Source organism: Burkholderia sp. PvR073 (assembly GCF_054055695.1).
In genome coordinates this window covers 52,780-67,105 of record NZ_JBSRXO010000015.1, presented here as the reverse complement: position 1 = coordinate 67,105, position 14,326 = coordinate 52,780, and the positions used below count along the sequence as shown (strand labels likewise).

Annotated in this window: 15 protein-coding genes; 6 read left to right on the top strand and 9 right to left on the bottom strand. The window is 66.4% G+C overall.

Features of this window, described 5'->3' with window-relative positions; all coding sequences use genetic code 11:
- Positions 1-11: 11 nt before the first annotated feature.
- From ACVK00_RS30965 to ACVK00_RS30950, 4 genes are all read right to left on the bottom strand, one after another.
- Entirely contained in the window at positions 12-1,532 is a 1,521-nt protein-coding gene (locus ACVK00_RS30965; protein ID WP_284901118.1) for an amino acid adenylation domain-containing protein, read from the bottom strand.
- The gene (locus ACVK00_RS30960; RefSeq protein WP_284901120.1) at positions 1,529-2,389 is read right to left on the bottom strand and encodes an alpha/beta fold hydrolase; all 861 of its coding nucleotides are present in this window, start codon (positions 2,387-2,389) and stop codon (positions 1,529-1,531) included. The genes ACVK00_RS30965 and ACVK00_RS30960 overlap by 4 nt, the downstream gene beginning before the upstream one ends.
- A 79-nt stretch (positions 2,390-2,468) precedes the next feature.
- Complete coding sequence (locus tag ACVK00_RS30955; RefSeq protein ID WP_284901122.1) at positions 2,469-3,074, bottom strand: acyl-homoserine-lactone synthase; 606 nt, start codon at positions 3,072-3,074, stop codon at positions 2,469-2,471.
- Between the two features lie 64 nt (positions 3,075-3,138).
- The gene (locus ACVK00_RS30950; protein ID WP_228910375.1) at positions 3,139-3,561 is read right to left on the bottom strand and encodes a DUF4902 domain-containing protein; all 423 of its coding nucleotides are present in this window, start codon (positions 3,559-3,561) and stop codon (positions 3,139-3,141) included.
- 512 nt (positions 3,562-4,073) lie between these two features.
- On the opposite strand from ACVK00_RS30950, the gene ACVK00_RS30945 reads away from it, so the two are divergent.
- Both ACVK00_RS30945 and ACVK00_RS30940 read left to right on the top strand, forming a co-directional pair.
- Complete coding sequence (locus tag ACVK00_RS30945) at positions 4,074-4,700, top strand: hypothetical protein (protein ID WP_284901124.1); 627 nt, start codon at positions 4,074-4,076, stop codon at positions 4,698-4,700.
- A gap of 49 nt (positions 4,701-4,749) precedes the next feature.
- The gene (locus ACVK00_RS30940; protein ID WP_284901126.1) at positions 4,750-5,580 is read left to right on the top strand and encodes a thioesterase II family protein; all 831 of its coding nucleotides are present in this window, start codon (positions 4,750-4,752) and stop codon (positions 5,578-5,580) included.
- A gap of 253 nt (positions 5,581-5,833) precedes the next feature.
- On the opposite strand, the gene ACVK00_RS30935 is transcribed toward ACVK00_RS30940, so the two are convergent.
- From ACVK00_RS30935 to ACVK00_RS30925, 3 genes are all read right to left on the bottom strand, one after another.
- Positions 5,834-6,136: an XRE family transcriptional regulator gene (locus ACVK00_RS30935; protein ID WP_284901128.1), complete on the bottom strand. Its 303-nt coding sequence runs from the start codon at positions 6,134-6,136 to the stop codon at positions 5,834-5,836.
- Between the two features lie 87 nt (positions 6,137-6,223).
- On the bottom strand, positions 6,224-7,378 hold the full coding sequence (locus ACVK00_RS30930; protein WP_006749739.1) for a branched-chain amino acid ABC transporter substrate-binding protein: 1,155 nt from the start codon (positions 7,376-7,378) through the stop codon (positions 6,224-6,226).
- Between the two features lie 597 nt (positions 7,379-7,975).
- A complete protein-coding gene (locus ACVK00_RS30925) occupies positions 7,976-8,872 on the bottom strand; it encodes a DMT family transporter (protein ID WP_284901131.1) in 897 nt (298 codons plus the stop codon).
- Positions 8,873-8,929: 57 nt separating this feature from the next.
- On the opposite strand from ACVK00_RS30925, the gene ACVK00_RS30920 reads away from it, so the two are divergent.
- The 4 genes from ACVK00_RS30920 (at position 8,930) to ACVK00_RS30905 (ending at position 11,872) form a co-directional block, all read left to right on the top strand.
- Positions 8,930-9,949: a LysR substrate-binding domain-containing protein gene (locus tag ACVK00_RS30920; RefSeq protein WP_284901133.1), complete on the top strand. Its 1,020-nt coding sequence runs from the start codon at positions 8,930-8,932 to the stop codon at positions 9,947-9,949.
- 127 nt (positions 9,950-10,076) lie between these two features.
- The gene (locus tag ACVK00_RS30915) at positions 10,077-10,736 is read left to right on the top strand and encodes a nitroreductase (protein WP_284901135.1); all 660 of its coding nucleotides are present in this window, start codon (positions 10,077-10,079) and stop codon (positions 10,734-10,736) included.
- A 37-nt stretch (positions 10,737-10,773) separates the two neighbouring features.
- On the top strand, positions 10,774-11,241 hold the full coding sequence (locus ACVK00_RS30910; RefSeq protein ID WP_284901137.1) for a sodium:proline symporter: 468 nt from the start codon (positions 10,774-10,776) through the stop codon (positions 11,239-11,241).
- A 154-nt stretch (positions 11,242-11,395) separates the two neighbouring features.
- Entirely contained in the window at positions 11,396-11,872 is a 477-nt protein-coding gene (locus ACVK00_RS30905) for a hypothetical protein (RefSeq protein ID WP_284901139.1), read from the top strand.
- Between the two features lie 76 nt (positions 11,873-11,948).
- On the opposite strand, the gene ACVK00_RS30900 is transcribed toward ACVK00_RS30905, so the two are convergent.
- Together ACVK00_RS30900 and ACVK00_RS30895 are read right to left on the bottom strand one after the other, a co-directional pair.
- Entirely contained in the window at positions 11,949-13,121 is a 1,173-nt protein-coding gene (locus ACVK00_RS30900; RefSeq protein WP_228910368.1) for a porin, read from the bottom strand.
- Positions 13,122-13,273: 152 nt separating this feature from the next.
- Positions 13,274-14,107 (bottom strand): helix-turn-helix transcriptional regulator, encoded by an 834-nt coding sequence (locus ACVK00_RS30895; protein WP_284901141.1) that lies wholly within the window; start codon positions 14,105-14,107, stop codon positions 13,274-13,276.
- Positions 14,108-14,326: the final 219 nt, after the last annotated feature.

Below are 14,326 nucleotides of genomic sequence, written 5' to 3'. Positions count from 1 at the left end.
TCTCCGGATTTTCAGATGGGACTTGCGAGTCGAACCCGATCGACCTTGCCGTTCGCGTTGACCGGTAGTTCGGCGCACACGGCGATGGCGTCGGGAATCATGAAACCAGGCACCAGCTTGCGCAGCTCGCCGCGAATGAACGCAGGCATGTTGTCGCGCTGTTCGTTGGTCTGGACCGTGGCGACCAGCGACTTTTCGCCGTTCGGGTCTTCGCGAACCTGGACGACGCATTCCTCGACGCACGGCAAACGCGCAACGAGTTGCTGCACCTCGTCGAGGCTGACGCGGTAGCCGCGGATCTTCGTGAGCCGATCGCGCCGACCGACGAATTCGAGCGTGCCGTCCGCACGGCGCCGGACGATGTCGCCGGTGCGATAGAGCCGGCCGGGCCCGGACGGATCCGGCACGAAGGCCGCGCGGGTCGCGTCGGGTTGGTTCAGATAGCCGAGCGCGACGCCGTCGCCGCCGGCGTAGAGCTCGCCTTCCTGCCCGTCCGGAACGGACGCGAGATCGCCGTCGCCGCGCACGACATGCACCGACGTGCCGGTCACGGGCGTGCCGATCGGTACGATGCCGGCGGGCCGGTTGTCGCGCGTCATCACGTGGCAGCACGTAAACGTCGTGTTTTCGGTCGGGCCGTACCCGTTGACGACGGTGATGCCGGGGAACGCATCGAGCGCGGCATTGACCGCGTCCGGATGCAGCACGTCGCCGCCCGCCAGCAGCACACGCACGCCGGTCAGCATGGCCGGATAGCGGCGCACGACGAGATGAAACAGCGCGGCGGTCAGCCACATCACGCTCACGCGCTGTTCGCGAATCAGCTGCGAAACGGCATTGGGATCGAAGATGGCACCGTCGTACACCACGAGGCGCGCGCCGTTCAGCAAGGCGCCCCAGATCTCGAACGTCGACGCATCGAAGGTGATCGGGGACAGCAGCAGGAATGCATCGTCCGGCTGGATCGCGATGTAGTTCGGCCGGTCGACGAGCCGCACGACGCCGCGATGCGGCACCACGACGCCTTTCGGCTTGCCGGTGCTTCCCGAGGTAAACATCACGTAGGCCGGCGCGTCGCCACCGTGCGAGGCGACGGGCGGCGGAGCGTCGGCATCTTCGGCATCCTCGGTCGATCTGTCGTTCGCGAGATCGGCGACGTGGATGACCGACAGTCCCAACTCGCGCAGCGTGTCGTCGCCGGCGGCCGCGATCGCGTGCCGCGCCGCACTGTCACGTGCGTACGCGTGCTTGGCCGCAGCGGGGTAGTTCGGATCGAGCGGGACGAAGGTCGCGCCGAGTTTGACGATCGCCAGCATCGAGATCACGGCGTTCGCGCAGCGCGGCAACATCAGCAGCACGGGCGCGCCCTGCGTGACGCCTTGCCGGGCGAGCACCGCGGCAAGCCGGTTCGCGCACCGGTCGAGTTCGCGGTAGGTGAGTGGCGCCACGTGCGCCGTTCCCTCCAGTGCGATGCGCTCCGGCGTGCGGCGCACCTGCTCGGCGAAGCGGCCGTCGATGGTCGAGTGGTTCATTGAACAGGTTCCGATCGGTTGGCTTGCGTTCCGAAGAATTGCAGCAGCGTGTCGGTCATGGCCGGCTGCGCGCGACACAGCTCGTAGTGGTCGCCGTCGAATTCGTGCACCCTGGTCGCGTCCGGCAGGTGCGCCACGATGATGTGTGCGCTTTCCGGGAGCACCTGTCGATCGCTTCGCGTCGCGATCACGAGCGTGGGCTGCGTCACGGTGCCGGCTTCGCCGAGGAAGTCGGTGCGCCGGTATGCGACGTAGTTCAGTCCGTAGCGGTGCAGGTGCGCCGCGCTCGAGAACGGCACCGAGATGAACGAATGAAATTCGGATTGGGGCGCGCTGCGGCCGGACGAGATCTTGTCGAACAGCATGCCGGCCATTTCCTTGCTCGTCGCCGCGACCGGAAGGAGCACGTCGACTTCGCGCTGGAAGCTGCTCGGCGGACAGACCGACGGCTTCAGCGTGAATTCGCCGCACACCAGCGCGAGCCGGCGGACGCTGTCGGGGTAGCGGGCGGCGGCCAGCAGGCCGACGCCGGCGCCGGAGCAATAGCCGATCACATCGATCGGGCCGTCGTGACCGACGCGGTCGTTCGCATGCGCGGCGACCGTCACGAGATCGCGCACGTGGTATTCGACGTCGAATGCGTCGTCCGTCGCATCATCCTGCAGGTCGAGCACGAACCGCGATTCCCACGTAATCACATTGAAGTGCGGCTCGAGCGCGTTGCACAGTCGTTCGACCATCGCATGACGCACGCCGAACGGCAAAACGAGCATCAGGTTGCGGCGGCCGGTCGAGCGCTCGGTATGAAACACTCGCAGGGGCCGACCGTCGAAGGCCGGAATGGTCTCTCGCTGCATGGGGCGAATATCGTAGGGAAGGAAGGGCGTCGCCGCGTCGCGCGGGACGGCATGCCTTTGGACCGCGGCCGGCTCGATTTCAGCTTGGCGTCGTCGTGCGCGGACATTCGATGCCCAGCGACGCGCACGTGATTTCATCGATCTCGATCCAGCACGCGAACACCGGCTTTCCGTCGATGATCTGCGGGGGCGCGGCGCGGTGCGCGTGAACCTTCAGACGCATCAGCAGCCGTTCGACGCCGAGCGGCGACACCGTGATGAGCCGTCGAACGCCGTTCAACCGCGCGAAACCCACGACGTCCGCCAGCAATCTGCGCGTATTCGCATGCGCGCGCTTGAGGCCGCTGGAATCGGCACCGAGGATGTAGGACGAAAAGCGCGAGAGTTCCCAGATATCCGGCGCATTCGGAACCGGTGCCGCGCCCATCAGCCCGGGAAAAATCTCGCTCAGCAGGTACGGTCGGGTCGTCGGCAGCAGTCGGGCGCACGAGCAGATCGCGCCGCTGTCCTCACGACCGAAGATATGGATCGTGTCCGGTCGATCGAATTGATCGAACTCCTGCTGATCGACTACCGGAAGCTGCCAGCCGAGCTTCTCGATGAAGATTGCGTGTCGATACGACGCGAGTGCCGCAAGGTTCGAAGCGGACAGTTGCGACGCGTTTCCGATAGTGGTTTGGTGCATGTGCGAACTCCAATTGACGTACGCATTAAATGCGAAATGGAGGACGCGTCGAAACTGCAATTTTCTACAGGACCGGCAGTGCGAGATGCGTGCGGACACTCGCGGTCCACGGCAGCGTATTGATCCAGTCCGCGAGCAGCGAGCGGGTGTGGTCGGGCCCGACGTCGTAGCCTCTTGCGCAGACGATCATCACGTTGGAGGTCACGCTGTTCGGAAACATTCGGCAAGTGCGATCGCGATCCGTCAACCAGGACCAGCCGAACGTCATCGGCGGGCGCCAGTTGGTATCGATCCATTCGCAATGGCCGGCGTGGCACGCAGGAAGGCCGAGATCCCATGCGTCGCTCAGTACGCGTTCGTCGCGCGCTGCATAGAGCAGGGCGAGCGTGACCGATGCGAGCTGCGTAGCGGACACGCGGACGTATCCGTCGTGTGAACACGTGTCGAAGTAAGCCGGCACCGCATGTCCGTCCGGTTTCAGATCCACGAGCAACCTCCTTGTTTGGCGTGTGTCCCGGCCGATGCGCGCATCGCGCGCGAATGACGACCGTTACCTTCAAACATGGGCGGACGACTGGCCGCGCGGCGTCGCCACGGCAGGCCGGAAGCGGAACAACATCGATACGGAACGGATCGGATCGCGCGGCGGGAAGTAGCCGTTGGCGCGACGATGTGCGGTGTGATGCCGGAGGTGATCCGGCTGAATCGCGGTGATCCGGACGGGATTGGTTCGGATACCAAAAAGGCCATGAGGCCGCGTCATCCGCTGTGATGCAACTCTGCGGACTCGATGCCATGAATGGCCGGATTTGGAAGACATTCTGCGACTAACCGTGGCGGCGCGCAATTCGTTTCATCCTGCAAAAAACTACAGCTGACGGTCGGTGCCGGATATCTGCATCATCGCGACAGACGGATTGGCCGGCCGCTTCACGGCATGGCCCGACGCGGGCACGAAGGGCCCGGTCGACCGCGGCGAAGCGACAAATGGAGTGTGGCGTGATCGACGTAGCGGATATTGAGGTACGAGATTTTGACAGCACCGACATCGACGGCTTCATCGCGTACTGGTACGACAGCGGCGACAGCCATCTGATCGAAATGGGCGTCGATCCGGCGCGGCTGCCCGGCCGCCGTCAGATGCGCGACATGCTCGCGCTCAATATCGAGCGGGACACGCGCGCCGACATGCCGCGCAACGCGATCCTGAGCGTCGCGCTGAAAGGACAGACCGTGGGCGTGCACGAACTCACGCATCTTGAACCGCGCGCCGGCGTGGCGCCCGGGCAGTACGTCAGCGGCGTGATGCACGCGCATATCTGGAGCCCGGAACATCGGCGTCTCGGCATCGGCATCGTGTCGTACGTGAAGGCGATGGCGGCATTCTTCGCGCGCTTCTCCCTCGATTCGATCCGGTTCGAGTCGCCGGCCGACAACGTGGGCGCCAATCGGGTCAAGACGCGGCTCGGCATCGATGCGCAAGGAGAGGGCATGTTCGATCTGCCGATCCTGCGCACGCCGCTGCGTACGGTCAGGTATTGCGTGACGCGGGATCAGCTCCCGGCCATTACCGCGCGCATGGAAGCGCTGTGGGAAGCGCGCCGGCATACCGGCTCGCCTGCGTGACGTACGCGTCCGGCGCGTGACCGGCGCGTGACCGGCGCGTGATCGACCGATGAACCCGACTCCCACCCCGACACTCATGACCCCCACCGCAGCGTTGAAAGTCTTCATGCCGGTCCGCGCGCCGCGTATCCGGCTCGTGTGCTGCTCGTACGCCGGCGGCAACGCTTCCGCGTACGCCCATTGGCATGCCGGGTTGCCGGACGACGTCGAAGTGTGCGCGGTCGAACTGCCCGGGCGCGGCGCGCGGTTCGGCGAGCCGCCGTTGCGCACGATGAGCGCGCTTGCCGACCATGTCATGGCAAGCCTGCTTCCCCTCGCCGACGCGGGCGTCGTGCTGTTCGGACACAGCATGGGCGGGGCGCTGGCACTCGAGCTGGCGAGCCGACTCGTCGACCTCGGCATGCCCCCGTCGGCCCTTGCCGTGTCCGGATGCGCGGCGCCGCATCTGCCGTCGCGACGTCGGCGCCGGCTGCACGATCTGCCCCGCGACGAACTGGTGCAGGAACTGAATCTGCTGGAAGGACTGCCTGCGGGGATGCTGGATGCGGATGCCTTCATCGATCTGTTCCTGCCGACGATCCGTGCGGACCTCGAGTGCCGGGAAACCTGGCGCGCGGCGATTCGCGCGGTGCCGGTGCCGATCCATGTGCTCGCCGGTGCCGACGATGCGCTGGTCGCACTCGATGATCTGGGCGAATGGCAACGGTATTCGTCGTTGCCGGTCAGCGTGCGCGTGTTCGGCGGCGAGCATTTTTTCATCGACTCGCATCGCGCGGAGGTGCTTGCGCATCTGCGCGAAATCCTCGGCGAGCCGCCGGCGTCGGCCGACGGCGGTGCGGTGAAGCGGGCATCGACGTCAACCGCCGAACGGATCGCCTAGAAGACAACCCAGGAGACGACACGTGGAGACGATGCAAGCGGCATCGCCGGTAATCAGACGCGATGGTCGCAGCAACTGGTCGGAACGGGCAGCGCTGGCTGCGCTGCTCGAGAAGGATCAGACCGCTGCCTGACGGGGACTCGTTGCAATGCGGGCCGCGCGCGGCCCGCAACAATGGAGCGCCGTTCACTTGCCCCAGGCAGCGCCGGATGTCGCGGCGTCGATCGAGCGCGCCGCTGTCAGGCCCGGCCGATCACGACGCGTCGCGATTCTTTTTCCCGGCCGGCGTGCTGCCCGGCGCCGGAAACGCGCCGACGCCGCGCGGGCGTTTCGGTTCGATCGCGGTGTTGCCGATCACGTGCCGGAAATCGATCTCGTGCGCGGCGAGCGCGCCGATGAGGGTCGCGATGACCGCGAGGTGGGAGGGGACGGTGCCTTTGCTCGAATAGTTCGTGATGGAACTTTCGTTCATCCGGATCAGCCGGGCGAATTCCCGCGCCGTCAACTGCGCCTTCTTCAACTCCTGTTGAAATTCCGTATACGCCATTGCACACATGTCGCTTCATCTCCGCAAAACGCGAATCGACCCGGGCGGCGCCGGCGCCGACGGGTGGCGTGCCCGTCGTGCCGGCGTCGCCGCGGGTTACATCTTCACCTGGTCGAGGAAGGTCTTCTTGCCGCTCTTGTAGCCGTAGATCGAGATGATCCCGTGCGTCAGGTCGCCCTTCGCGTCGAACGTCGTCGTGCCGATCACGCCTTCGTACTTCGTCGACGGCATCGCGGCGAGGACCTTCGCCGGGTCGGTCGAGTTCGCGCGCTTCATCGCGTCGACCGCGATGTAGACCGCGTCGTACGCGAACGGCGCATCGAACTTGATGCCCTGGTTGAAGCGCTTCTGGTACTTCGCGAGGAACGCCGCGCCGCCCGGCATCTTCTCGAGCGCGGCGCCCGCCTGCGAGCACAGCACGTTGTCGGCCGCCGGGCCGGCCAGATCGGCCAGCGAGTCGGTGCACACGCCGTCGCCCGACAGGATCTTCGCGCGCAGGCCGAGCTGCCTTGCCTGCTTCGCGAGCGGGCCGCCGGTGGCGTCCATGCCGCCGTACATGATCGCGTCCGGGTTCTCGCCCTTGACCTTCGTGAGAATCGCGCGGAAGTCGACGGCCTTGTCGTTGGTCGCGTCGTGCGACAGCACCTTCAGGCCGAGCGCCTTCGCCTTCTTCTCGAATTCGTTCGCGAGGCCCTGGCCGTACGCGGTCGAATCGTCGATCACCGCGACGCTCTTCACACCCTTCGATTGCGCGTAGCTCGCGAGTGCCGGACCTTGCTGCGCGTCGGTCGCGACCACGCGGTAGGTCGTCTTGAAGCCCTGCTGCGTATAGGTCGGATTGGTGGCCGACGGCGAGATCTGCACGATGCCCGCGTCGCTGTAGATCTTCGACGCCGGGATCGACGTGCCCGAGTTCAGGTGGCCGATGACGGCGACGACCTTGTCGTCGACGAGCTTCTGCGCGACCTGCGTGGCCTGGCGCGGGTCGGCCGCGTCATCCTGTGCGTCGAGCTGCAGCGTGATCTTCTTGCCGCCGATCGTCAGGCCCTTCGCATTGATTTCCTCGACCGCGAGGCGCGCACCGTTCTCGTTGTCCTTGCCCAGGTGCGAAATGCCGCCCGTCGTCGGTTCGACGCTGCCGATCTTCACGACCTGGTCGGCCATCGCGCCCGACGCGGCCGCGAATGCGGCGGCTGCCAGTGCGACGGTGATCAGGGGTTTGCAGCGCATGCCGACAGTGCTTCGTTCCATCTGCCATCTCCGTTGATTGATATTTCTAGTGCCGTCCGGCCGCTCGCGCGCCCTTGTGAGGCGTCGGCGTGCCGGACGAATCTCCATGACCCGTGAGGGGGCCGGCTTGCATGCCGCCCAGCTCTCGACGTCGACGGAAAACGCCGGCGCCGAGCGGTTCCCGAGCGAGCGGGATGCTTTCGTCAGACGACACGCAATTGGTATGAATATATCCGAACGCGTATGCGCCCGCTGCGCCGAATTGCGTAGCCTTGCGCAAATGTGAAGCGATCGCGCGATTGTTGCGCCGGCCCGTCGTGCAGGTTCGTGGCCGTCCCGCGCCGCTGTCGATTGCTCCGATTATTCGACCGGGCCGATGCCGATGACCATGGACAGTGCGACGCAATCAATCGCGAACTGTTCGGTCGATTTGTCTGCACACTTTCATCGCGCTGGGTTTGATGCAACTAACGGTCGAGCCCGGCCGCGTCGGCGAATTGGTGCGGGTCGATATGAGCGGCGTATGTATTCAGCTTTGCAGATAACGGGGCTCGGTATGGCCGGACCGTTGCCGGATCGTTCCTCGGATCGGTCTTGCCGTTCGACGAAATCGCGAGCCTACGTCCGTCCGCGCAACGCGACGAATATCACGCCCGCAATCGCCAGCAGGCCGCCGCACACCGTCTCGATGCCGGGCTGCTCGCCGGTCAGCACGATCGACAACGCCGTCGCGACCGCCGGCGTCAGGTAGAGAAAATTGGCGGCGCGCGCCGCGCCGAAGTAGCCGAGTGCGACAGTCCAGGTTGCGTAACCCAGCGCGGCGGGAAAGACGCCGAGCACCAGCACGGCCAGCATCGTGTCATGCGACGCGCCGCCGAGCGACACGAGCGCGCCGGGCAACCATGGCGTGAGCAGGAGCGCGCCGGCCAGCAGCGTGTATGCGGCGCAGGGCAGCGCACCGTACACGGGAATCAGCCGCCGCTGCAGCACGAAATAGCTGGCCGAACACAGCGCCGCGCCGAGGATCAGCGTGCTCCCCGAGCCGAGCACGAGCCCGCCGGGTTGTCCGTGCGCGATCACCGCGATGCCGGCCAGGCTGATCAGCGAACCGAGCCATCCCCAGCGATTGAAGCGTTCGTGCAGAAACACCGCGGCCAGCAGCGCCGTGAAGATCGGCAGCGTGTTCACGATGAAGCTCGCCGCGCCGGCCGACACGGTTTGCTCGCCGGTATTGAGCAGCGCGTTGTAGAGCGCGATGCCGAGAAACCCGCAGACGAGAAAGCGCAACGCGTCGCGGGTCGACGGTTTCGTGGGCCGCCGCCACGCCAGCCATGCGATCACGAGCACGGCCGCGGTCGCGAAGCGTGCGGCCGCGAGTTGCAGTGGCGCCAGCCCGTGCAGGCCGATCCGGATGAACGGGAAGGCGGAGGCCCACGAGACGATCGTGAACGCCACCGCGCCGGCCGCGACGAGCGGCTGTCGCGCGCTGCGCGACGAGGAGGAAAGGGTGTTCATGCGACAATGGTGCGGTGTGGCGAGATGTTAAGCTAGCGCACAGATCAACATCCGAATATGAATATGGCTCACAGCTCGGTGCGGCGCCGGGCCGGCGGCTCGGCACGCACGCCTCGGCGTGTGGCGGATGCGCTGTCGGCCGTCACGCCGGCATCTGGCTCGCGGCCGCCGCTGGCGAGCCTGGAGACTGTCTGCATGGTGGCGCGCCACGGTTCGTTTCTGGCGGCCGCCGATGTGTCCGGCGTCACGCACGGCGCGATCAGCCGGCGCGTGGCCGCCGTCGAGAACTGGCTGGGCATGGCGTTGTTCGAACGCCATGCGCGCGGCGTGCGCGTCACGCCGGACGGCCAGCGCTTCGTCGGCCGGATCGAACAGGCGTTCACGATCATCGACGGCGCGGCCGACCAGTGGCGCTCGCCGCGTACGCCGCGCCTCGTCAAGCTGAGTGTGGTGCCGGCATTCGCGCAGCTCTGGCTGTTCGAGCGACAGCATGCACTCGAGAGCGAAGCGCCCGCGTTGCGCATCGAGCTCGGCATCGAAGTGCGCAACGTGGATATCGCCGCCGGCGAGGCGGATCTGTCGATCCGCTACGGGCGCGGCAACTGGCGTCAGCTCGAAACCCGCGAGTTCATGCCGGAGACGCTCCATCCGGTCGCGCATCCGCGGCTTGCCGCACAGCTGGCCGCGCTGCGTCGTCGAAGCGGTGATGCCGCGCTGCTCGAGATGCCGCTGCTGCACGATTCCGACGTGACCGGCTGGCGCACCTGGTTCGACGCGCTCGGCATTGCGTTCAAGCCGCGCGCGCAGGATCGCCGCTTCGAGGATTACAACCTGGTGCTCGCGGCGGCCGAAGCGGGGCTCGGCGTGGCGCTGGCGCGGCTGCCGCTCGCGGATGCGTATCTCGAGCGCAGCGCGCTGGTCCGCGTGAGCCGGCACGAGGTCGAGTCGCCGCTCAGGTATCACTTCGTGCATGCGAAGGGCGAGAATCGTCCGGAGGTGCTCGCGCTGATGGAGCGGATGCGGGCGGCGCTGGGGCAGGCGGTGCAGCCGCCGGCGCGTGCGTCGAAGGGCGCCTGACGTCGCCGCGGCTCGACCCGGAATGCCGGATGATTGACAATGCGATCGCGGAAAAACGCGAAATCCGATAATGAATGAGAATCGACAGTTTCTGCAGACGTACGGATGCAGAGGGAGAGAGTGAGTAATGAATAGACCAGACAAGTCGTCGAAAGCGCGCGCGGCGCTCGACCAGCTGTTTTCGGGCATGGCGCCCGCGGACGCGCAGCAGCGCGCGTCGCGTCCGGGCAACCCGTTCGAAGCGGCAGGCGACCCCGCCGGCCCCGACGGCCGGGTCGAAGTCACGTTGTCGACGCGGATCCAGCTGCGCGGCTATCCGGGCGCGGATGCGTTCATGAAGCGCATGGCCGAAGCCTGGGGCCTCACGTGGGGCGCGTACGACGCGGTTCGCGCGACGGCGACGCTGCCGGCCGGCTGGCGCTCGCGCCGGCTTCCGGAAGTCACGCAGATCGTCGACGAGCGCGACGTGCTGCGCGCGGAAAGCAGCCTGCAGGGCGGCGAGATGTCGTATCTGAAAGTGCATCCGCGCTACTACATCGATGCGCGCAAGGGGTTCGGCTGGGGCAAGTCGTCGAAGGCGTCCGACGATCCGGATGGCGACGGCCCGGACTGGAACTGCTACGTGATGGATCGGGAAAAGTCCGTCGAAGTGCACGAGCTGACGACGTCGTCGTCGAAGGCCGACATGGACAACGCGCGTGCGACGTTGCTGAAATGGCTCGACGAGCACTATCCGAAGCATCGCGATCCGTTCGCGTACTGGACGGACTGCGAACGTCCGCTGTAAACCCCGCCGTGCGGCGGGCGGCCATCGCGGAGGGCGCTTGAAGCGGAACGGTCCGGTGCCGATTCTCTGGGCCGCGTTCGGCGCGGCGGTCGGCTCGACCGTCATCGAGCTGATGCTCTGGCCGATCGCCGGCGAGGATGCGATTCACAACCTGCTCCGCGATGCGCGCCTGACGGCCGCCATCGTGATGGGGCGAGCCGTGCTCGGCGCGTCCTCGGGGTTCGATCCGCTGATCATGGGCGTGGCGACGCTGGTGCATGCCGCGCTGTCGCTTGCCTATGCGGCCGTGCTGGCGAAGCTGGTCCGCAACCTGTCGCCCGGCGCCGCGCTGCTCGCGGGCGGCGTGTTCGGACTCGTTCTCTACGGCATCAACCTGCACGCGTTCACCGCGATCTTTCCGTGGTTCGTTCCGGTACGCGGCGCGATCACGCTGGTCGCCCATCTGGCCTTCGGCGTGACCGCCGCTGGCGTCTACTGCATCGTGCGGCGCTCGCCGCGCGCCTGATCGACGGCGGTTGCCGCGTCGCGCTTTCGCATCACGACCCCTGGAATAATCCGCCGCGCCCAGTCGTTCAATCGTCGGGTGACCCTATACGAAGCCGGCGCCGTGCGTGACGCCAAGGGTCGAATGGTCGGGGGCAACAATGCAGGAGCCGATCATGTGCAACTTGTTTCGGTTCGGGATGGGCGTGGTCTGTCTCGGGTGTTCGGTGTGCGTCCTTGCGCAAACGTACGACGACGACTCGCCGGACGAAGGCGCCCGTTGCCGTGCGGTCGTCGCGCAGGCGGAAATCGACGGCACGGAACAGCAGATCGTCGGGCGTGCGTGCCGGCAAAGCGACGGCACCTGGCAGATGGTGCAAAGCCCGGACGGCAGCATCGTGTGGTATCCGGACACCGCCTATCCGTACACCGACCCGTGGTACTGGGGGCCGGCGGTTTTCGTCGGCACGGGCGTGAGTTTCGTCTTCATCGACCGCTTCCATCATCGCCATCACTTCGACCACTTCGGTCACTTCAGTCACGTCGACGGGGTCGGGCACGGCCACGTCGGCGTTCCGATGGGCGCGGGCTTTCACCATGGCCCGGCCTTCGTAGGCGGCGGCCACGGATTCGGCGGGATGCGGCGGCATTAGACCTGAGCAACACGGCGCGCGGCGGACGCACACTGCGACGTGCGTCCGCCGGCTCGGCACGAGGCGACGTGCGCCGTCAGAACTTGTGGCGGATGCCGACGATCGCGAGTTCCTGCGTATCGGTGCCGGAGTTCACGCCATACGAGCCGACCGATGCCGCCGCTTTCACGATCGCGCCGCTCGCGTTCAGCGTATTGCCGCTCGCCTTCTGATAGCCGACCAGCGCGTACAGGTCGGTGCGCTTCGACAGCGCGTAGTCCGCGCCGAGGTTCACCTGGTTGTAGTGCGCGGAGGCCGGGCCCGTCAGCGACGTGTAGTTGTAGCCGACGCCCGCGCGCAGCGCCGGCGAGAACTGCCAGTTGAAGAACGCCGAGCCGTTGTTGAACTTCGCGTTCTGCGTGAAGGCCGACAGCGTGTCCGCGCCGTACTGCGTGTTCGAATACGCGAGGCCGAAGGTCGCCGGCCCGACCACGTACTGGCCGGCCACGCGCACGATCTGGATCGACTTCGCGCTCGAGAAGCCCTGGTTGATCACGGTATTGAACAGCGTGTCCGAACTGCTCGACCACGTGCGCACGCCGCTCGCGACCGTCGAGCCGCCGTTCGCGAAGAAGTAGCCGGCGCCGAGCGACAGCGGGCCGTTCGCGTAGCTCAGGCCGAAGCTGTAGGTGCGGCCGTTGCCGGTCGCGCCCGCGACGCCGCCGAAGCCGTACAGCGCGGCGAACTGGAAGCCGGAGATCAACGGGCTCGTGTATTTCACCGAGTTGCTGACGCGCAGGCTGTTGTCGTAGTTGTCGAGGTCGCCCGGCGTCGCGAACACGCCGCCGAAGTAGTTGTCCTCGGTGAGGCCCTGCACGAGATCGACGACCGGATCGTACTGACGGCCGAGCGTCACGGTGCCGTAGGTATTGCTCGCGAGGCCGACGACGGCCTTGCGGCCGAATTCGCGCCCGCCCTGGCCGAGCGCGCCGGTGCCGAGGTTGAAGCCGTTCTCGAGCTGGAACAGCGCGGACAGTCCGCCGCCGAGATCCTCGATGCCGCGCAGCCCCCAGCGGCTGCCGGACAGGTTGCCGCTGCTGAACCTGACGAGGTTCGACGCGTTGCTGCCGTTTGCGTTCTGCACGTTGTGCACGTACGCGATACCCGCATCGGCGATGCCGTACAGCGTGACGCTGCTTTGCGCGTGCGCGCCGGCGGCATGGAGCGAGGCCGGCAGGGCGAGCAGCGCGAATGTCCGGATTCGTTTCATGGTTGGATTCCCCCGTTGGTCGATAGGTCTGACGAGTCGGTGAACGATACGGACGGCGCATCGTCAAGGGAACCAATAAATTGTCGGATCGTTATGAGGCGGGGCCGCGATGGATGCGTGCGCAACCGTCCGGCGGCGTGCCCACCGGGCCCTCACGCATCGTGCCGACGCGATGCATTCCTGAGCACGAGCGCCATCAGCTGCCGGCGCGAATCGACGCCGAGCTTCGCGAACGCGCGCTTCGCGTAGGTATCGACGGTGGACGTCTTGAGCCCCATCGACTGCGCGATCGCCGCCGACGTCATGCCCTGGATGAACGATGCGCACACATGCATCTCGCGCGCGGTCAGCCGTTCCTGCAGTTCCGGCAGCCATTGCGCGACGCGGTCGAGATCGAGTTCGTCGCGCGGCCCTTCGTCCGCGCAGACTGCGCCGAGCAGCCGCTTGTGCGCGGACGCCATCGGCAGCACGACCTGCGACAGCTGCTTCAGCACACTCAGTTCCTTCAGCGAAAACGGCGGCAGCCGCCGCGACCGCGCAATCGAAATCGAGTAGCGCGTGCCGCCCGTCACGCCCGCGATCACGCATTCGTCGTGAATGTCGCCGGCGTCGAAGAACAGGTGCCGCAGCTCGCTTGCGACCCGCTGCGACGACACCTGCAGCAACTGTGTGTCGCTTTCGCTGGCGATGGCCGCATACGTGAGGTCCTCGCTCGCATAGCTTCGGTAGTAGTGGCGCATCACCTGCGCGACGAGCTCCGGCTCGCGGCCGAAGCTGCCGATCCAGCCGACACTGCGCCGGCCCGACGCCGCGCTTCGTTCGTAGTCGAGGTGCACCGCGTCGAAATCGACGTAGCGCACGAGCGTGTCGTACACGGCGCGCATGAACTGCGGCGTCCCGATCGCTTGCGCGATATCGCCGAGCGTATCCGTCACGAATGCGACGTGACTCAGCGGGAGATCGGGAGTGGAAAGCGCAGCACTCATGGCGTCGGATGTCGAAGAAGTCAGGTGGCGCTACAGGTATCACGAATAATTTCGACTGCCTACGCGGGAATCTACCCAAACGACCGCGAACGGCGATGCCGTTTGTCCCGGTTTTCACGACTGACGGTGCGGGCCGCGATCTCTACATTGACCCTTGTGCTGAACACCGCTTGACGGCGTTGACGCGAGTCCGGACCCGGACATGGCGCCAGGGCCGAT

Coding starts and splice junctions, on each gene's coding strand:
- ACVK00_RS30965 (WP_284901118.1), bottom strand. CDS start 1,532: ATGAACCACTCGACCATCGACGGCCGCTTCGCCGAGCAGGTGCGCCGC.
- ACVK00_RS30960 (WP_284901120.1), bottom strand. CDS start 2,389: ATGCAGCGAGAGACCATTCCGGCCTTCGACGGTCGGCCCCTGCGAGTG.
- ACVK00_RS30955 (WP_284901122.1), bottom strand. CDS start 3,074: ATGCACCAAACCACTATCGGAAACGCGTCGCAACTGTCCGCTTCGAAC.
- ACVK00_RS30940 (WP_284901126.1), top strand. CDS start 4,750: ATGAACCCGACTCCCACCCCGACACTCATGACCCCCACCGCAGCGTTG.
- ACVK00_RS30935 (WP_284901128.1), bottom strand. CDS start 6,136: ATGTGTGCAATGGCGTATACGGAATTTCAACAGGAGTTGAAGAAGGCG.
- ACVK00_RS30930 (WP_006749739.1), bottom strand. CDS start 7,378: ATGGAACGAAGCACTGTCGGCATGCGCTGCAAACCCCTGATCACCGTC.
- ACVK00_RS30925 (WP_284901131.1), bottom strand. CDS start 8,872: ATGAACACCCTTTCCTCCTCGTCGCGCAGCGCGCGACAGCCGCTCGTC.
- ACVK00_RS30920 (WP_284901133.1), top strand. CDS start 8,930: ATGAATATGGCTCACAGCTCGGTGCGGCGCCGGGCCGGCGGCTCGGCA.
- ACVK00_RS30915 (WP_284901135.1), top strand. CDS start 10,077: ATGAATAGACCAGACAAGTCGTCGAAAGCGCGCGCGGCGCTCGACCAG.
- ACVK00_RS30905 (WP_284901139.1), top strand. CDS start 11,396: ATGTGCAACTTGTTTCGGTTCGGGATGGGCGTGGTCTGTCTCGGGTGT.
- ACVK00_RS30900 (WP_228910368.1), bottom strand. CDS start 13,121: ATGAAACGAATCCGGACATTCGCGCTGCTCGCCCTGCCGGCCTCGCTC.
- ACVK00_RS30895 (WP_284901141.1), bottom strand. CDS start 14,107: ATGAGTGCTGCGCTTTCCACTCCCGATCTCCCGCTGAGTCACGTCGCA.